Consider the following 15,525-nt stretch of genomic DNA (forward strand, 5'->3'; position numbering starts at 1 on the left):
GCTGCGCTTTTATGCATAGACCTCGCCTTCCGGCAAGGTCTCACTTACAACAACCAAAGTTCATCGCGATGGGCTTTGGTGATTGCCCGGCGACCGGATGCGGTATTACACGCATCGTAATGACGATCGGCCGGCAAGGAAGTTACTCCCCTTTGCTCGTAACAAAATATGTCACGAGGCGGTTTTCGTCAATGGCGGCCAGACGGGCCTTTACACTCTTTTACGCCAGCGGCTGCGTATCGGCCGGGAAGATCACCCCGGTCTGGCGACGAATTTCGCTCGACAGTTTCGCCGTGATACGGCTCACAGCCAGGCCCGGATGGTCGACATCCTCTGTTTCCACCAGCCGCGCGAAGGTCTCCGCCTCATACAGCATAGTATTGATATGCTGCGGCTGCGTCAGGTCCTGGGCTTTGCCGCCGCGCGGCACAAACGCCAGCTTCTGGCACTCGGAGATTTTTTCGATCACCAGTACCCCTTCTTCCCCCTGAATTTCGCTGGGGATCGCCGAGTCGCTCACCTTGGAGTGATGCAGCGTCACGTCGAAGTCGTCATAGCTCAGCACCACGGTGCCCTGGGCGTCCACGCCGCTGTCCAGCAGGCAGGCGGTGGCATGAACGGCCCGCGGTTCGCCCCACAGCGCCACAGCGGACGCCAGGCAATAGAAGCCGATATCCATAATCGAACCGTTGGAGAACGCCGGATTAAAGGTGTTGGGGTTTTCGCCGTCGAGGTAGCGCTGGTAGCGCGAAGAGTACTGGCAGTAGTTAATGAAGGCTTTACGCAGTTTACCCACTTTGCCGAGGGTTTCCTTCAGCAGCAGAAAGTTGGGCAGGCTGGCGGTTTTGAAGGCTTCAAACAGCACCACGTGGTTGGCTTTCGCCACCGCGATGGCCGCCTCGACCTCCTGTAGATTCGACGCCAGCGGTTTTTCGCAAATGACGTGCTTCTTGTGGCTCAGGAACAGCCGCGTCTGCGGGAAGTGCAGGGAGTTCGGGCTGGCGATATACACCGCATCAATGGCGTCGCTTTGCGCCAGCGCCTCCAGCGAGGTAAACAGATGCTCGACCGGATAGTCATTGGCGAAGGCTTGCGCCTGTTCGAGGCTGCGGGAGTAGATGGCGGTAAGTTTATATTTGCCGGTTTCATGGGCGGCATCGACAAACTGCTTAGTGATCCAGTTTGTGCCAACAACTGCGAAACGTATCATAAACGGTGACGAACTCCATTAAAGGGAACCTGTCGCCACTCTATCATGCCCCCATGACAAAACCAGTGCGTGACTACGCAGAACGCTTCAACGAAAGGTGCGTCAGCCACAGGCGGGTGTCGAACTCCAGCTGGTGGTATTGCGGCTCCATATGGCAGCACAGCTGATAGAAAGCCTTGTTGTGATCCTTCTCTTTCAGATGCGCCAGCTCATGAACCACGATCATGCGCAGAAAGGCCTCCGGCGCGTCGCGAAATACCGTCGCCACGCGGATTTCCGCTTTGGCTTTCAGCTTGCCGCCCTGAACGCGGGAAATGGCGGTATGCAGGCCGAGCGCATTGTTCAGCACGTGGATCTTACTGTCATACATCACTTTGTTGATCGGCGCCGCGCCGCGCAGAAAGCGGTTTTTCAAGTCCTGGGTGTACTGATAAAGCGCTTTATCGCTGTTAACGTCGTGCCCTTGCGGATAGCGCTTTTGCAGCACCTCGCCGAGGCGGTCTTGCTCGATTAACGTGGTCACCTGCGCCAGCAGCGATTCAGGATAGCCCTGTAAATAAATGAGTTTTGTCATCGTCTTATCATTACGTCTGTCAGGAGGGCAGTTCAGCCACGGTCATGGTAAAGACCAGCGGCGCAGTACCCTCATTGCGGTAACCGTGCTCTATTTCGGTGCGGGCCACCGCGGATTCTCCGATCGCCACCGTGCGGCAGGTCTCGCCAAGCGTCAGCGTCAGCGCGCCGGCTTCCACGTGCAGCAGCTCGAAGGTCGTCGCCGGGTGGCCGGGCGAGGTAAAGGCTTCGCCGGGCTGCATCTCCCAGCGCCACAGCTCAATCATTTTCGGCCCGGCGGTGCCGGCGAGAAGCCTGGCGCTGCCTCCCAGCGGGCCTTGCCAGAGGGTGGGGATCTGCTCGGCGGGAATAATATGCAACGCGGGTTCGCTTGCCACATTGACAATATCCGCCACCGAAACGCCCAGCGCGGCGGCGAGTTTGCAGAGGATCGCAATGCTGGGGTTGGCGGCCTCTTTTTCCATCTCGACCAGCATACCTTTGCTGATGCTGGCTCGGCGCGATAGCTCGTCCAGCGACATTTTTTTCGCTTTACGGTAGGCCTTCAGCCGCGTGGCGACGGCGCGACTTACCTGGTCGACATCAGATCCTGAATCGGTCGTTATATTGACTTTTACGTTCATTGGTCACTATGATGAAACAAATTGGTCATTACAGGATTATCGAATGCGTAGCGTAACGCCGTCAATCGAATCTGCGGTCAGCCGCCTGGCGCCGGGCTTTCGGGCATTAAGTATTGTGGTGGAGAGTGCGCCGGTGGCCAACCCCGCCATCGCGGAGCAGGCGCTGGCCGAGGCCTGCCAGGCGGTGCAGCAGGATGATGTGCCCTGGGCGCAAGCGCACCTGGCGGCATGGGATGAAGCCTTCAGCGCCTTCGGCGCGAAGGCGAAACGTACCCCCTGTTCGGCGCAGGCGCTGCGCAAGCGGGTGCTGAAAGAGGGGAGCCTGCCGGCCATCGATCCGGTAGTGGATATCTACAACGCGATCAGCATTCGCTATGCCGTCCCGGTCGGTGGGGAAAATCTGGCCGCCTACCGTGGCGAACCGCGGCTGGCCATTGCCCGCGGCGATGAGCCATTCGATACGCTAAAATCGGCGGAGCCGGTGGTGGAATATCCGGAGCCGGGCGAAGTCATCTGGCGGGATGATATAGGCGTAACCTGCCGACGCTGGAACTGGCGACAGGGCGTACGTACCCGGCTGGACAGCGGCGCGCAGACGATGTGGTTTATTCTCGAAAGCCTGCCGGCGATGCCGTTGTCGGCCCTGCAAGAGGCGGGAGAGCGGCTGGTAGGCTATCTGCAGCAGCTGATGCCCGGTGCCCGCGCGTCGATAACGCTGCTGCAAGCCGATGGCGAGGGCGATCTACGCTGAGCGGCGATGATCAGCGATCTCTCTTCAACTGGACAGGATTTGCGTATAAACTCGCGGGTTTTACTATTCCGGAGGCGGAGAGGCGATGAGCCAGGCAGAGTTAAACGGTGAGTTATTCACATTAGAGCGGTTCCCACCTAACGCTGAAGAAGAAGCGCTTCAGGCGTGGGAAGCGGCGGATGAATATCTGCTGCAACAGGTGAATGACGTCGACGGCCTGACGCTCATCTTCAACGACGGCTTCGGCGCGCTCGCCTGCGCGCTGGCGGAGCGCAACCCCGTCAGCATCAACGATTCCTTTATTTCCGAGCTGGCGGCCCGCCACAACCTGCGGATGAACGGCATTGATGAAGAGAGCGTGCGCTTTCAGGATAGCCTGAGCCCGCTGCCGGCCGCGCCGGCGCTGGTGCTGATTAAGGTGCCAAAGCAGCTGGCGCTGCTGGAACAGCAGCTGCGCGCCCTGCGCCAAGTGGTGACGCCGGAAACCCGTATTATCGCCGCGGCGAAAGCCCGCGATGTCCATAACTCGACGCTGGCGCTGTTTGAAAAAATTCTCGGTACCACCACCACCTCGCTGGCATGGAAAAAAGCGCGTCTGATCCACTGCGTTTTCACCGCCCCTGAGCTGGCCGATGCGCCGCAAACCTACAGCTGGAAGCTGGACGGCACGCCGTGGACCATCCACAACCATGCCAACGTCTTTGCCCGCAGCGGTCTGGATATCGGCGCGCGCTTCTTCCTGCAGCATTTACCGTCTAATTTAGAAGGCGAGATCGCCGATCTCGGCTGCGGCAACGGGGTGATTGGCCTGCAGGCGCTGGCGCAGAACCCGAACGCGCGGGTCATGTTCACCGATGAGTCGCACATGGCGGTGGCTTCCAGCCGGTTGAACGTCGAGCACAACCTGCCGGACGATATCGACCGCTGTGAATTTATGGTCAACAACTCGCTCTCCGGCATTGAGCCGGACCGCTTTACGGCGATCCTGTGCAATCCGCCGTTCCATCAGCAGCACGCCATTACCGACCATATTGCCTGGCAGATGTTTAACGACGCCCGCCGCAGCCTGAAATACGGCGGCGAGCTGTACGTCGTCGGCAACCGCCACCTCGATTACTTCCGTAAGCTGAAGCGCGCGTTTGGTAATTGCACGACGATTGCGACGAACAATAAGTTCGTCATTTTGAAAGCGACCAAGGTGCGTAAGCAGCGCTGATGCTTGTCGCAGTTTACCCGGCTTGCGGCTGTCGCCTTAGCCGGGCTACCGGCTGACGCCTTCGCCGGGCTAGCGTGCGGGATTATCGTGGTAGCCCGGGGAAGGCGCATCGCGCCGCCCCCGGGACACGGCTAAATCGTCAGCGCCAGCTTCGTGCCCTGGGCAATCGCCCGGCGCGCATCCAGCTCCGCCGCCACGTCGCAGCCGCCGATCAAATGCACCGTTTTCCCTGCCGCGCGCAGCGGTTCCGCCAGCTCGCGGCGCGGCTCCTGACCGGCGCAGACAATCACATGATCCACCGCCAGCAGCTGGCGTTCGCCGCCGATAGTCATATGTAACCCCTCATCATCGATCTTCTCATAGCTGACCGCCGGGATCATTTTCACGCCGCGCGCCAGCAGCGTCGCGCGATGGATCCAGCCGGTGGTTTTGCCGAGCCCTTCGCCCGGTTTGCTCGCTTTGCGCTGCAGCATCACAATCTGTCGCGGGCTTTGACTCAGCTGCGGGCCTTCAGGACGCAGCCCTCCCGCCGTTTGCAGGCTGGTATCGATACCCCATTCGCGACAGAACTCGCCGATATCCTGGCTGGTGGCCACGCCCGACTGGCTTAGGTACATCGCGGTGTCGAAGCCGATGCCGCCGCAGCCGATGATCGCCACCTTCGCGCCAACCGGCGCTTTGTCGCGCAAGACATCCAGGTAGCTGAGCACCTTGGGATGATCGATCCCGGCGATCGCCGGCAGGCGCGGGGCGATACCGGTGGCGAGGATCGTCTCATCGAAAGCCAGCAGATCGTCTGCCGTAACGCGGGTGTTCAGGCGCAGATCGACGCCGTTAAGATCGAGCATGGTGCGGTAGTAACGCAGCGTCTCGTGGAACTCCTCTTTGCCAGGGATCTGTTTGGCGATATTAAACTGGCCGCCGATCTCCAGCAGCGCATCGAACAACGTGACCTGATGGCCACGGGCGGCGGCGTTAACGGCAAAGGCCAGACCGGCCGGCCCGGCGCCGACCACCGCCAGCCGTTTAGGCGCGTTGGCAGGCAGGACCGGCATCAGGGTTTCATGACAGGCGCGCGGGTTGACCAGACAGGAGGTGACTTTGCCGACGAAGATCCGATCGAGACACGCCTGGTTGCAGCCGATGCAGGTGTTGATCTGATCGGCACGATCGTTCTGCGCTTTTGACATAAATTCGGCGTCGGCGAGGAACGGGCGGGCCATCGATACCATATCGGCATCGCCGCGGGCGAGAATATCCTCCGCGACCTGCGGATCGTTGATGCGGTTGGTGGTGATCAGCGGGATCGACACCGCGCCTTTCAGCTTGCGGGTGACCCAGCTAAAGGCGCCGCGCGGTACCGGCGTGGCGATGGTTGGAATGCGCGCTTCGTGCCAGCCGATCCCGGTGTTGATGATGGTCGCTCCCGCCGCTTCAATCGCTTTGGCCAGTTCAGTGACTTCCGCCAGCGTGCTGCCGTCGTTGACCAGATCGAGCATCGATAGGCGGTAGATGATAATGAAATCGTGACCGGCGCGCTGGCGCACGGCCTTGACCACTTCAACGGCGAATCGCATACGGCGCGCGTAATCGCCGCCCCATTGATCGCTGCGCTGGTTAGTGCGCGCGGCGAGGAATTCGTTAATCAGATAGCCCTCAGAGCCCATCACCTCGACGCCGTCATAGCCCGCTTCCCGCGCCAGCTGGGCGCAGTGGGCAAAATCATCGATCAGCGTGAGGATCTCGTCGTGGCTCAGCTCATGAGGGGTGAACCGGTTTATCGGCGCCTGCAGAGGCGAAGGGGCGACCAGCGCGGGCTGGTAGCTGTAGCGCCCGGTGTGCAGGATCTGCAGGGCGATTTTACCGCCTTCCTGATGTACCGCGTCGGTGATCTGGCGATGATGCGCCAGATGGCTGGCATCGTTGAGCACCGCGCCGCCGGCCATGGTCACCCCGGACGGGGCGGGAGCGATGCCGCCGGTGACGATCAGCGCCACGCCGTGACGCGCGCGCTCGGCGTAAAAGGCCGCTAACCGCTGCGCGCCGTCGGGCAGTTCTTCCAGACCGGTATGCATGGAGCCCATCAACACGCGGTTTTTAAGGGTGGTGAAGCCCAGCTCAAGCGGGGCGAAAAGCGACGGATAGCGGCTCATAATGGCTTCCAATGTAAAATTATTGTTATGTGGTCGGATGAGTTACTAATTTAGCCGTCGTGGAGAAAAAGGGAAAAGGGGAGTGCGGTGATTGTGATGGGATTCAAAGAACGGCGAAGCGTTGCCCCTCACCCCGGCCCTCTCCCAAAGGGAGAAGGAGAAAGGCGGACCAGCACTGGTATTCAGGTCAGCGCCAGACGGTTCCTTCTCCCGCCGGGAGAGGGTTAGGGTGAGGGCGAAGATGGGCACCGATATCCAGGCCAGCGCCGGACGGTTCCCTCTCCCGCCGGGAGAGGGTTAGGGTGAGGGCGAAGACAGGCACCGATATTCAGGCCAGCGCCGGACGGTTCCCTCTCCCACCGGGTTAGGGTGAGGGGGAAGACGCAACGCGCTGGCGGCGTTCCAGACCCGGCGCCTGCCACATCGATGTTGTCAGCCCGCTATCGACAAGACCAAGCTGATCGGCATACACCGACTGCCATTTACTCATCATCTCCTGATAAAGCTCGCGATGTTGCGGATTAGGGCTGAATTCGCGGTGCCAGCTCACTAACTTTTCTCCAGCGCTGGCCATATCGCCGTACAGCCCGGCGCCAGCGCCGGCGGCAATGGCGCAGCCGAGGGCAGTGGCTTCGCGGACCACCGGTACCCGCACCGGCAGGCCGGTGACGTCGCTGAGGATCTGGCTCCACAGCGCGCCTTTAGAGCCGCCGCCGGCAAACACCAGGCTGTCGAAAGTCACCCCGGAAAACTGCGAAATCTGCGCCAGGTTGCAGGCGGAGACAATCGCCGCGTTCTCCTCCAGGGCCCGGAACAGGGTGGCTTTATTGCACTTCTCCGGATCGATGGAGAGGTTAATAAACGATGGCGCAGCGTGGTACCACTGCTTAAAGTGCATGGCGTCGGAAAAAATAGGCATCACGCCGTGGGAACCGGCGGGTACGCGGCTGGCCATCTCCTCCAGCAGCGAATAGGCATCGACGCCGAGACGCTCGGCAATCAGCTTTTCTTCAGCGCAGAAGGCGTCGCGGAACCAGCGCATGGTCAGTCCGGTAAAGAAACTGATCGATTCCGCCTGCGCCATGCCGGGGATCACGTGAGGATTGACGCGGATATTCATCTGCGGGTCGGTGCGCACCTGCGGCAGATTGACTACCTGCTGCCAGAAAGTGCCGCCGAGTACCGCGCTTTGCCCGGCGCGTACCACCCCGAGCCCGAGGCAGCCGAGCTGCACGTCGCCGCCGCCCATCACCACCGGCGTCCCGGCGCGCAGGCCGCTCTGCTGGGCTGCCGCTTCGGTGACGGCGCCCAGCAGCGTGCCGGTCTCTTTCACCGGCGAGAGCATATCGGCGCGCAGCCCGGCCATATCCAGCAGCGCCGGACGCCAGTCGCGGCTGAACAGATCGAGCATGCCGGTGGTGCCTGCGTTTGACGGGTCGACCGCCAGCTCGCCGGAAAGCTTCGCCGCCAGCCAGTCGCTGATCATGGTGATAGTCGCCGCCTTGCGGTAGATATCGGGACGATGGTGCGCCAGCCACAGCAGGCGTGGCATGGCGCTGAGCGCCAGCGTTTGCCCGGAGACCTCGTACACCTCGGATTCAAAACGATAGTCGTGGATCTCCTTAAGCTCCGCCACTTCGCGGCTGGCGCGGGCATCAACGTTGGCGCAGGCCCAGATGGCCTCGCCGTTGCGGTCATAGAGGACGATCCCTTCGCGCATCGAACAGCAGGCGACGGACTGAATATCGGCGGCAGAGAGCCGGGCGGCGTCGAGCGCCTGGCGAATGCACTGGCAGGCCAGCTGCCAGTTGGTGGTAAGGTCGAACTCCATCGAGCCGGGGACGTTATCGACGCTCAGGTGTTTCCATTCGGCCTGGCCCACCGCCAGCTGGCGGCCATTAAGATCGAAAATGACCGCCCGTATGCTGCCGGTCCCGGCATCTAACGCTAACAGGTAACTCATGACATGCGCCTCACTGTTGTCGCGCGGCGCCGGGCCGTCAGGAGGCCAGTGCGAGCACCGCGCGTGCTGTTGTCTCTTCCGTTACCAGGCCATTAATGCGCTTGCCAATCAGAGCGGCATGAATCGCCTGCGCTTTTTGTTCTCCCCCGGCGACGCCGACGATGGTCGGCAGCTGCGCCAGCTCATCAAGGGTCACGCCGAGCAGTTCCCGATGGATCTCCAGTCCTTCTACCGGCCGGCCGTCGGCCTGCAGGAAATAACCTAAAATGTCGCCGACCGCCCCTTTGCGGGCGTACATCAGCTGTTCGCCCTCGCTGATATAGCCGGAGCGGAGAATGGTCGCGTCGCGCCGCTGATCGATAGCGCCAATGCCAACCACCGCCGCGTCCGCCGCCGTCGCCGCCAGCATCACATCGCGCACGCTGGATTCGCGGCGCAGGATCTCAGCGACCTCCGCCGACGAGACCCGCAGCGGCGCCGGAATAATACTGACGCTGCAGGCGGCATCCAGTTGGCCGATGCCGGTCATATAGGGGCCGACGCCGCCGGAGAGAGTGACCAGTCGCACCTGCTGTGAGCCGATAAAGCCGCTGAGATGCTGCAGGCAGCTCATGGTGGCTTCGCCGAAGCCGACCGCCAGCAGCTGTCCCGGTTGCAGAATGCCCATCAGCGACTGCGCGGCACCGATCCCCAGCCGGGTATTCATCGGCGGGGTGTTGAGCGCCGGCAGCACACGGGCAATCTTGAGGCCAAAGCGCTGCTGGAGTTCACTTTCCAGCGCCAGACAGCCCTCATAGCGCGAGTTGATCTGCACGCGAATCACCCCGGACTGGCGGCCTTTCTCCAGCAGGCGGGAAATCTTCAGCCGCGGCAGCCCCAAACGCTCGCCGATGTCGTTTTGCGTCAGGCCGTCGTGGTAGTAACACCACGCCACCCGCGCCACCAGCTCTTCCTCGGCTAACGCCAGCCCGGCGTAGCGATGGTCTTCCGTAATGCGTTTTTCGCTCATAAATTGAACTCTTATAAAAATTTAGATCATATGTTCGCTATTGCGCGGCCGGAAAGTGTGAGCCGACTGGCAAAACGGATCTTTCATCTCTGGCCGCTTTTTTCCGGACGATCTAAAGCGCCAAACTGTGATCTTCGCACGGTTGTAAATATAGTTCACCGTCTACGCTTTTGAACATTATTAAATTTAAAAATCATTTGTTCAAACGAGGCGCGACGATGAAGCCACTGCTTGAAGCTCGCCAGATCCGCAAACAGTTCTCCGGCGTTGCCGTGCTGAAGGGCATCGACTTTACGCTATGCGCGGGCCAGGTGCATGCGCTGATGGGGGGCAACGGCGCGGGTAAATCGACGCTGATGAAGATCATCGCCGGCGTCGAAACCCCGGATAGCGGTGAACTGACGATCGGCGAACGCGCGTTTGCGCGCCTTAACCCGGCGTTGGCCCACCAGCTGGGCATCTATCTGGTGCCGCAGGAGCCAATGCTGTTTCCCAACCTCAGCGTGCGCGAGAACATTCTCTTTCGTCTGCCGAAGCGGGCGGATACCACCGCGCGGCTGCAGGAAAAACTGCAGCAGCTGAACTGCCAGATCAACCTCGATGCCAGCGCCAGCACGTTGGAAGTGGCCGATCAACAGATGGTCGAGATCCTGCGCGGCCTGATGCGCGAGGCGCGGATCCTGATCCTGGATGAACCCACCGCCTCTTTAACGCCGGGTGAAACCGAGAGACTGTTTAGCCAGATCCGCGCGTTACAGGCGCTGGACGTTGGGATCGTCTTTATCTCGCACAAACTGCCGGAAATCCGCCAGCTGGCCAGCCATGTGTCGGTGATGCGCGACGGGGCAGTGGTGCTCAGTGGCGAAACGGCGGGCTACGGCGACCAACAGCTTATCAGCGCCATGACGCCGGCCAGCCGCGACCATGCGCTGAGCGACACGCAAAAGCTGTGGCTGGCGCTACCGGGCAACCGCCGTACCCAGGCGCAGGATTTTCCCGTGCTGCGGGTGGAGGATCTCACTGGCGAAGGTTTTATCGATCTCAGTCTGGAGATCCGCGCCGGGGAGATCGTCGGCCTTGCCGGGCTGGTGGGATCCGGGCGCACCGAATTTGCCGAAACCTTATACGGCCTGCGTCCGCCGCGCGCCGGGAGGATCTGGCTGGAGAACCGCGAGATTAGTCAGGAGAGCACCCGCGCCAGGTTGGCCAGCGGGCTGGTCTATCTGCCGGAAGACCGCCAGGTCTCCGGGCTGTTTCTCGATGCGCCGGTGCGCTGGAACACGGTGATGTTCAATCAGCCGTCGTGGTGGCAGCAGGGGAAACGGGAGGCGGCGGTGGTCGAGCGCTATCACCGGGCGCTGGGGATCAAGCTGGCCGATGGCGACCAGCCGGTACGCACTCTCTCCGGCGGCAACCAGCAGAAGGTGCTGCTGGCGCGCTGTCTGGAAGCTAATCCGTTGCTGCTGATTGTCGATGAGCCGACGCGCGGCGTGGATGTCTCCGCCCGCGCCGATATCTATCAGCTGCTGAAAAGCGTCGCCGCGCAAAATGTGGCGGTGCTGATGATCTCTTCCGATGTGGAGGAGTTCGTCGGTCTGGCCGACCGGGTGCTGGTGATGCATCAGGGCCGCCACAGCGGCGAGCTGGCGCGGCAGGCGGTGACCGTCGATCGCATGATGACCCTGGCCTTCGGAGGGCAGGCATGAAAACGTTATTCAAGAATCGCGAACTGAGCGCCTTTTTTGCCATCGTGGCGCTGTTTGCCGTGCTGGTGGCGCTCAATCCGGCCTATTTCAGCCTACAGACGCTGGCGATGATTTTCGCCAGCTCGCAGATCCTCTGCCTGCTGGCATTGGGCGCGACGCTGGTGATGCTGACCCGCAATATTGACGTGTCGGTAGGTTCGACCGTTGGGCTGTGCGCCATCGCCGTCGGCGTGGCGCTGAACAACGGTTACGGGCTGGCGACGGCGATCGCCTTCGCGCTGGCGATTGGCGCGCTGGCCGGGGCTTTTAACGGCCTGCTGGTGGTGGGGCTGCGCATTCCGGCGATCGTCGCGACGCTCGGCACGCTGGGGTTGTATCGCGGGGTGATGCTGCTGTGGACCGGAGGGAAATGGATCGAAGGCTTGCCCGACAGCCTGAAATCGCTTTCGGAGCCCGCGTTTATCGGCGTGTCGCCGCTGGGCTGGCTGGTGCTGGCGCTGCTGCTGGTGGGCGGCTGGCTGCTGTCGCGCACCGCCTTTGGTCGTGATTTTTACGCCGTTGGCGATAACCTCGCCGCTGCCCGCCAGCTGGGCGTGGCGGTCAATCGCACACGGATGCTGGCTTTTACCCTCAACGGTATGCTGGCGGCCTGCGCCGGGATCGTCTTCGCCGCGCAGATTGGCTTTGTGCCCAATCAGACCGGCAGCGGCCTGGAGATGAAAGCCATCGCCGCCTGCGTGCTGGGCGGAATATCGCTGCTCGGCGGCACCGGTACGCTGCTCGGCGCGTTTCTCGGCGCCTTTTTCCTCACCCAAATCGACACCGTGCTGGTGCTGTTCCGCCTTCCTGCCTGGTGGAATGACTTTATCGCCGGCCTGGTGCTGCTCGGGGTGCTGGTGCTTGATGGACGCCTGCGCCAGGCGCTGGCCCGCCATCAGCGGGCGCTGAAGTACAGTCGTTTCCAGCCCGGCAACAAAGGGGGCAAACAGGTTGCCCGCTTTCCCGAACGCAAAAGCAAAGAGGTGGCTTAAATGAAGCTGAAGCTTAACTGGGAAAGCGCGCTGCTGGCGTTATTAGTCGTGGAAATCCTGCTGTTCGGCGCGCTGAATCCGCGCATGCTGGATCTCAATATGCTGCTCTTTAGCACCAGCGACTTTATCTGCATCGGCATCGTCGCGCTGCCGCTGACGCTGGTGATTATCAGCGGCGGGATCGATATTTCGCTGGGCTCGACCATCGGACTGTGCGCCATCGCCCTCGGGGTGATGACCCAGGCGGGCTGGCCGCTGTGGCTGGCGGTGTCGCTGACGTTGCTGCTGGGGCTGCTGTGCGGGCTAATCAACGCCGCGCTGATCCACTACACCGGCATCAGCCCGCTGGTGATCACCCTCGGGACGCTGTATCTGTACGGCGGCGGCGCGCTGCTGCTTTCCGGCATGGCCGGCGCCACCGGTTATGAGGGGATCGGCGGCTTTCCCGACAGCTTCACCGCCTTCGCCAATTTAACCCTGGGCGGGCTGCCGCTGCCGCTGGTGCTGTTCGCGGGTATCACCTTTCTCTTCTGGCTGCTGGCCCATCGCGGGCGCTTTGGCCGCCACCTCTTTTTACTCGGGCAAAACCCGCGCGCCGCGCGCTATGCGGCGCTGTCGGTGAACGGCATCCCGTATGTGCTGTATGGCCTGGTCGGTATTGCCTCGGCGGTCGCGGCGCTGGTGATGGTCTCCTATTTCGGCTCGGCGCGTTCGGATTTAGGCCGTGACCTGCTGATGCCGGCGCTGACCGCGGCGGTGCTCGGTGGGGCCAATATTTACGGCGGCTCGGGATCGATACTGGGTACCGCGCTGGCGGCATTGCTGGTGGGGTATCTGCAACAGGGTTTACAGATGGTCGGCATCCCCAACCAGGTGTCGAGCGCGCTGTCAGGGGCGCTGTTGGTTGTGGTGGTGATGGGGCGTTCGCTGAGCCTGCACCGTGAATGGGTGCGCGCGACCTGGCGGCGTCTTTTCTCGCGTAAAACAATCGGAGCACAACAATGAAAACAAAACGTATCCTGCAGGTCAGCGCGCTGGCGCTGGCGATGAGCGTGGCAACCGCGCAAGCGGCGGACCGCATCGCCTTTATTCCTAAGCTGGTCGGCGTCGGCTTCTTTACCAGCGGCGGCAACGGCGCGAAAGAGGCGGGAAAAGCGCTGGGCGTGGATGTCACCTATGACGGCCCAACCGAGCCCAGCGTCTCCGGCCAGGTGCAGCTTATCAACAACTTCGTCAACCAGGGCTACAACGCGATTATCGTCTCAGCCGTCTCACCGGACGGCCTGTGTCCGGCGCTGAAGCGGGCGATGCAGCGCGGGGTGAAAGTCCTGACCTGGGATTCCGATACCAAGCCGGAGTGCCGCAGCATCTATATCAATCAGGGCACGCCGCAGCAGCTCGGCGGCCTGCTGGTGGAGATGGCGCAAAAGCAGGTGACGAAGCCCGCTGCCAAAGTGGCGTTTTTCTACTCCAGCCCGACGGTGACCGACCAGAACCAGTGGGTGAAGGAAGCCAAAGCCAAAATCGAAAAAGAACATCCGCAGTGGCAAATCGTCACCACCCAGTTTGGCTATAACGATGCCACCAAATCGCTGCAAACTGCCGAGGGGATCTTAAAAGCGTATCCGGATCTCGACGCCATTATCGCGCCGGATGCCAATGCCCTGCCGGCGGCGGCGCAGGCGGCGGAGAACCTCAAGCGTCAGGGCGTGGCGATCGTCGGCTTTAGTACCCCCAATGTGATGCGCCCCTACGTGGAGCGCGGCACGGTGAAAGCCTTTGGCCTGTGGGATGTGGTTCAGCAGGGCAAAATTGCGGTTAACGTCGCCGATCGATTACTGAAAAAGGGCGATCTTAACGTCGGGGATAGCGTTGAGGTGAAAGATATCGGCTCGCTGAAGGTCGAACCGAACAGCGTGCAGGGCTACCAGTATGAGGCGAAGGGCAACGGTATCGTGTTGCTGCCGGAGCGCGTGGTGTTCAGCAAAGAGAACATCAATAACTACGACTTCTGACGGAGGATGAGATGGCTGATTTAGATGATATCAAAGAGGGCAAGGACTTCGGCCTCGACCGCCCGCAGCAGAACACGCTGTACACCCTGAAAGGCTGCGGCTCGCTGGACTGGGGCATGCAGTCGCGGCTGGCGCGCATTTTTAATCCGCACAGCAACCGCACGGTCATGCTGGCCTTCGACCACGGTTACTTCCAGGGGCCAACCACCGGGCTGGAGCGTATCGACCTGTCGATTGCGCCGCTGTTCGAGGAGACCGACGTGCTGATGTGTACCCGCGGCGTATTGCGCAGTCAGGTACCGGCGGCGACCAATAAACCGGTGGTGCTGCGCGCCTCCGGCGGTAACTCGATTTTGAGTGAACTCTCCAACGAATGCGTGGCGGTGGCGATGGAGGACGCCCTGCGTCTCAACGTTTGCGCGGTGGCGGCGCAGGTCTATATCGGCAGCGAATACGAACATCAGTCGATCAATAACATCATCAAACTGGTGGACGCCGGCAACCGCTACGGTATGCCGGTACTGGCGGTCACTGGCGTCGGCAAAGAGATGGCCCGCGACGCCCGCTACTTCTCGCTGGCCAGCCGGATTGCCGCCGAAATGGGGGCGCAGTTTGTGAAGACTTATTTTGTTGAGGACGGTTTTGAGAAAGTGACCGCCAGCTGCCCGGTACCGATCGTCATCGCCGGGGGCAAAAAGCTGCCGGAGCATGAGGCGCTGGAGATGTGCTGGCGGGCGATCGACCAGGGGGCGTCCGGGGTGGATATGGGACGCAATATCTTCCAGTCCAGCGCCCCACGGGCGATGCTGAAGGCGGTGAAAAAGGTGGTGCATGAGAATCTGAACGCGCGCGAAGCGTACCAGTTCTGGCAGGAAGAGAAACAGGGAGAGCGGAAATGAACGTGACGCTGGTGGAGATCAATATCAAACCGGAGCGGGTCGACGAGTTTCTCGAGGTATTTCGCGCCAACCACGAAGGCGCGCTGCGGGAGCCGGGCAACCTGCGCTTTGATGTCCTGCAGGATCCGGAAGTGAAGACCCGCTTTTTTATCTACGAAGCCTATAAAGACGATGAGGCGGTGCTGGCGCACAAGAAAACCCCGCACTATTTAGCCTGCGTCGAAAAGCTGGAGGAGATGATGTCGCAGCCGCGGCAGAAGCGCAGCTTTATCGGCCTGCTGCCGCAGGTGTGAGACGAGCCCTCACCCCGACCCTCTCCCGAGGGGAGAGGGAGAAAAGCGGCTTCGAACGGTTCCCTCTCCCTGTGGGAGAGGGG

14 protein-coding genes are annotated in these 15,525 nt (G+C 61.5%); 8 read left to right on the forward strand and 6 right to left on the reverse strand.

Going from position 1 to position 15,525, the window contains the following annotated elements; translation table 11 throughout:
* Positions 1–220: 220 nt before the first annotated feature.
* The 3 genes from ACLH1I_RS16965 to ACLH1I_RS16975 form a co-directional block, all read right to left on the reverse strand.
* The gene (locus ACLH1I_RS16965) at positions 221–1,210 is read right to left on the reverse strand and encodes a Gfo/Idh/MocA family protein (RefSeq protein ID WP_198079831.1); all 990 of its coding nucleotides are present in this window, start codon (positions 1,208–1,210) and stop codon (positions 221–223) included.
* 73 nt (positions 1,211–1,283) lie between these two features.
* Complete coding sequence (locus tag ACLH1I_RS16970) at positions 1,284–1,784, reverse strand: M48 family metallopeptidase (RefSeq protein ID WP_023319188.1); 501 nt, start codon at positions 1,782–1,784, stop codon at positions 1,284–1,286.
* A 19-nt stretch (positions 1,785–1,803) separates the two neighbouring features.
* Entirely contained in the window at positions 1,804–2,406 is a 603-nt protein-coding gene (locus tag ACLH1I_RS16975) for a helix-turn-helix domain-containing protein (protein WP_117263777.1), read from the reverse strand.
* A 43-nt stretch (positions 2,407–2,449) separates the two neighbouring features.
* Between ACLH1I_RS16975 and ACLH1I_RS16980 the strand changes: the two genes are divergently transcribed.
* Both ACLH1I_RS16980 and rlmG read left to right on the forward strand, forming a co-directional pair.
* Complete coding sequence (locus ACLH1I_RS16980; protein WP_049093394.1) at positions 2,450–3,157, forward strand: B3/4 domain-containing protein; 708 nt, start codon at positions 2,450–2,452, stop codon at positions 3,155–3,157.
* Positions 3,158–3,242: 85 nt separating this feature from the next.
* Positions 3,243–4,373 (forward strand): 23S rRNA (guanine(1835)-N(2))-methyltransferase RlmG, encoded by a 1,131-nt coding sequence (rlmG, locus tag ACLH1I_RS16985; RefSeq protein WP_004206108.1) that lies wholly within the window; start codon positions 3,243–3,245, stop codon positions 4,371–4,373.
* 131 nt (positions 4,374–4,504) lie between these two features.
* On the opposite strand, the gene ACLH1I_RS16990 is transcribed toward rlmG, so the two are convergent.
* The 3 genes from ACLH1I_RS16990 to lsrR form a co-directional block, all read right to left on the reverse strand.
* Positions 4,505–6,526, reverse strand: coding sequence for an NADPH-dependent 2,4-dienoyl-CoA reductase (locus ACLH1I_RS16990; RefSeq protein ID WP_117263779.1), 2,022 nt, complete (start codon positions 6,524–6,526; stop codon positions 4,505–4,507).
* A gap of 364 nt (positions 6,527–6,890) precedes the next feature.
* A complete protein-coding gene (lsrK, locus tag ACLH1I_RS16995; protein ID WP_080882060.1) occupies positions 6,891–8,489 on the reverse strand; it encodes an autoinducer-2 kinase in 1,599 nt (532 codons plus the stop codon).
* A 37-nt stretch (positions 8,490–8,526) separates the two neighbouring features.
* Positions 8,527–9,498 carry a transcriptional regulator LsrR gene (gene lsrR, locus ACLH1I_RS17000; protein WP_004206105.1) on the reverse strand — a complete coding sequence of 324 codons (972 nt, stop codon included), beginning with the start codon at positions 9,496–9,498 and terminating at the stop codon, positions 8,527–8,529.
* 218 nt (positions 9,499–9,716) lie between these two features.
* Here lsrR and lsrA point away from each other — a divergent pair, with 218 nt between their 5' ends.
* Genes lsrA through lsrG form a run of 6 tightly spaced genes read left to right on the forward strand, consistent with a single transcriptional unit; the run spans position 9,717 to position 15,442 of the window.
* On the forward strand, positions 9,717–11,204 hold the full coding sequence (gene lsrA / locus ACLH1I_RS17005) for an autoinducer 2 ABC transporter ATP-binding protein LsrA (RefSeq protein WP_017900672.1): 1,488 nt from the start codon (positions 9,717–9,719) through the stop codon (positions 11,202–11,204).
* Positions 11,201–12,235: an autoinducer 2 ABC transporter permease LsrC gene (gene lsrC / locus ACLH1I_RS17010; protein ID WP_154982273.1), complete on the forward strand. Its 1,035-nt coding sequence runs from the start codon at positions 11,201–11,203 to the stop codon at positions 12,233–12,235. The genes lsrA and lsrC overlap by 4 nt, the downstream gene beginning before the upstream one ends.
* Entirely contained in the window at positions 12,236–13,240 is a 1,005-nt protein-coding gene (lsrD, locus tag ACLH1I_RS17015) for an autoinducer 2 ABC transporter permease LsrD (protein WP_004206102.1), read from the forward strand.
* A complete protein-coding gene (gene lsrB / locus ACLH1I_RS17020) occupies positions 13,237–14,250 on the forward strand; it encodes an autoinducer 2 ABC transporter substrate-binding protein LsrB (RefSeq protein ID WP_065696790.1) in 1,014 nt (337 codons plus the stop codon). The genes lsrD and lsrB overlap by 4 nt, the downstream gene beginning before the upstream one ends.
* Before the next feature lie 11 nt (positions 14,251–14,261).
* Complete coding sequence (lsrF, locus tag ACLH1I_RS17025; RefSeq protein ID WP_004206100.1) at positions 14,262–15,149, forward strand: 3-hydroxy-5-phosphonooxypentane-2,4-dione thiolase; 888 nt, start codon at positions 14,262–14,264, stop codon at positions 15,147–15,149.
* Positions 15,146–15,442, forward strand: coding sequence for a (4S)-4-hydroxy-5-phosphonooxypentane-2,3-dione isomerase (gene lsrG, locus ACLH1I_RS17030; RefSeq protein WP_004181386.1), 297 nt, complete (start codon positions 15,146–15,148; stop codon positions 15,440–15,442). Before lsrF ends, lsrG begins: the two co-directional genes overlap by 4 nt.
* Positions 15,443–15,525: the final 83 nt, after the last annotated feature.

The organism is Klebsiella sp. 1SOBk10mer, from assembly GCF_046602535.1.
GTDB classification, from domain to species: domain Bacteria; phylum Pseudomonadota; class Gammaproteobacteria; order Enterobacterales; family Enterobacteriaceae; genus Klebsiella; species Klebsiella quasipneumoniae.

Excerpts from the sequence above, each read along its gene's own strand:
- ACLH1I_RS16970 (WP_023319188.1), bottom strand. The coding sequence starts at position 1,784 with ATGACAAAACTCATTTATTTACAGGGCTATCCTGAATCGCTGCTGGCG.
- lsrK (WP_080882060.1), bottom strand. The coding sequence starts at position 8,489 with ATGAGTTACCTGTTAGCGTTAGATGCCGGGACCGGCAGCATACGGGCG.
- lsrA (WP_017900672.1), top strand. The coding sequence starts at position 9,717 with ATGAAGCCACTGCTTGAAGCTCGCCAGATCCGCAAACAGTTCTCCGGC.
- ACLH1I_RS16965 (WP_198079831.1), bottom strand. The coding sequence starts at position 1,210 with ATGATACGTTTCGCAGTTGTTGGCACAAACTGGATCACTAAGCAGTTT.
- ACLH1I_RS16980 (WP_049093394.1), top strand. The coding sequence starts at position 2,450 with ATGCGTAGCGTAACGCCGTCAATCGAATCTGCGGTCAGCCGCCTGGCG.
- rlmG (WP_004206108.1), top strand. The coding sequence starts at position 3,243 with ATGAGCCAGGCAGAGTTAAACGGTGAGTTATTCACATTAGAGCGGTTC.
- ACLH1I_RS16990 (WP_117263779.1), bottom strand. The coding sequence starts at position 6,526 with ATGAGCCGCTATCCGTCGCTTTTCGCCCCGCTTGAGCTGGGCTTCACC.
- lsrB (WP_065696790.1), top strand. The coding sequence starts at position 13,237 with ATGAAAACAAAACGTATCCTGCAGGTCAGCGCGCTGGCGCTGGCGATG.
- ACLH1I_RS16975 (WP_117263777.1), bottom strand. The coding sequence starts at position 2,406 with ATGAACGTAAAAGTCAATATAACGACCGATTCAGGATCTGATGTCGAC.
- lsrD (WP_004206102.1), top strand. The coding sequence starts at position 12,236 with ATGAAGCTGAAGCTTAACTGGGAAAGCGCGCTGCTGGCGTTATTAGTC.
- lsrR (WP_004206105.1), bottom strand. The coding sequence starts at position 9,498 with ATGAGCGAAAAACGCATTACGGAAGACCATCGCTACGCCGGGCTGGCG.
- lsrF (WP_004206100.1), top strand. The coding sequence starts at position 14,262 with ATGGCTGATTTAGATGATATCAAAGAGGGCAAGGACTTCGGCCTCGAC.
- lsrC (WP_154982273.1), top strand. The coding sequence starts at position 11,201 with ATGAAAACGTTATTCAAGAATCGCGAACTGAGCGCCTTTTTTGCCATC.
- lsrG (WP_004181386.1), top strand. The coding sequence starts at position 15,146 with ATGAACGTGACGCTGGTGGAGATCAATATCAAACCGGAGCGGGTCGAC.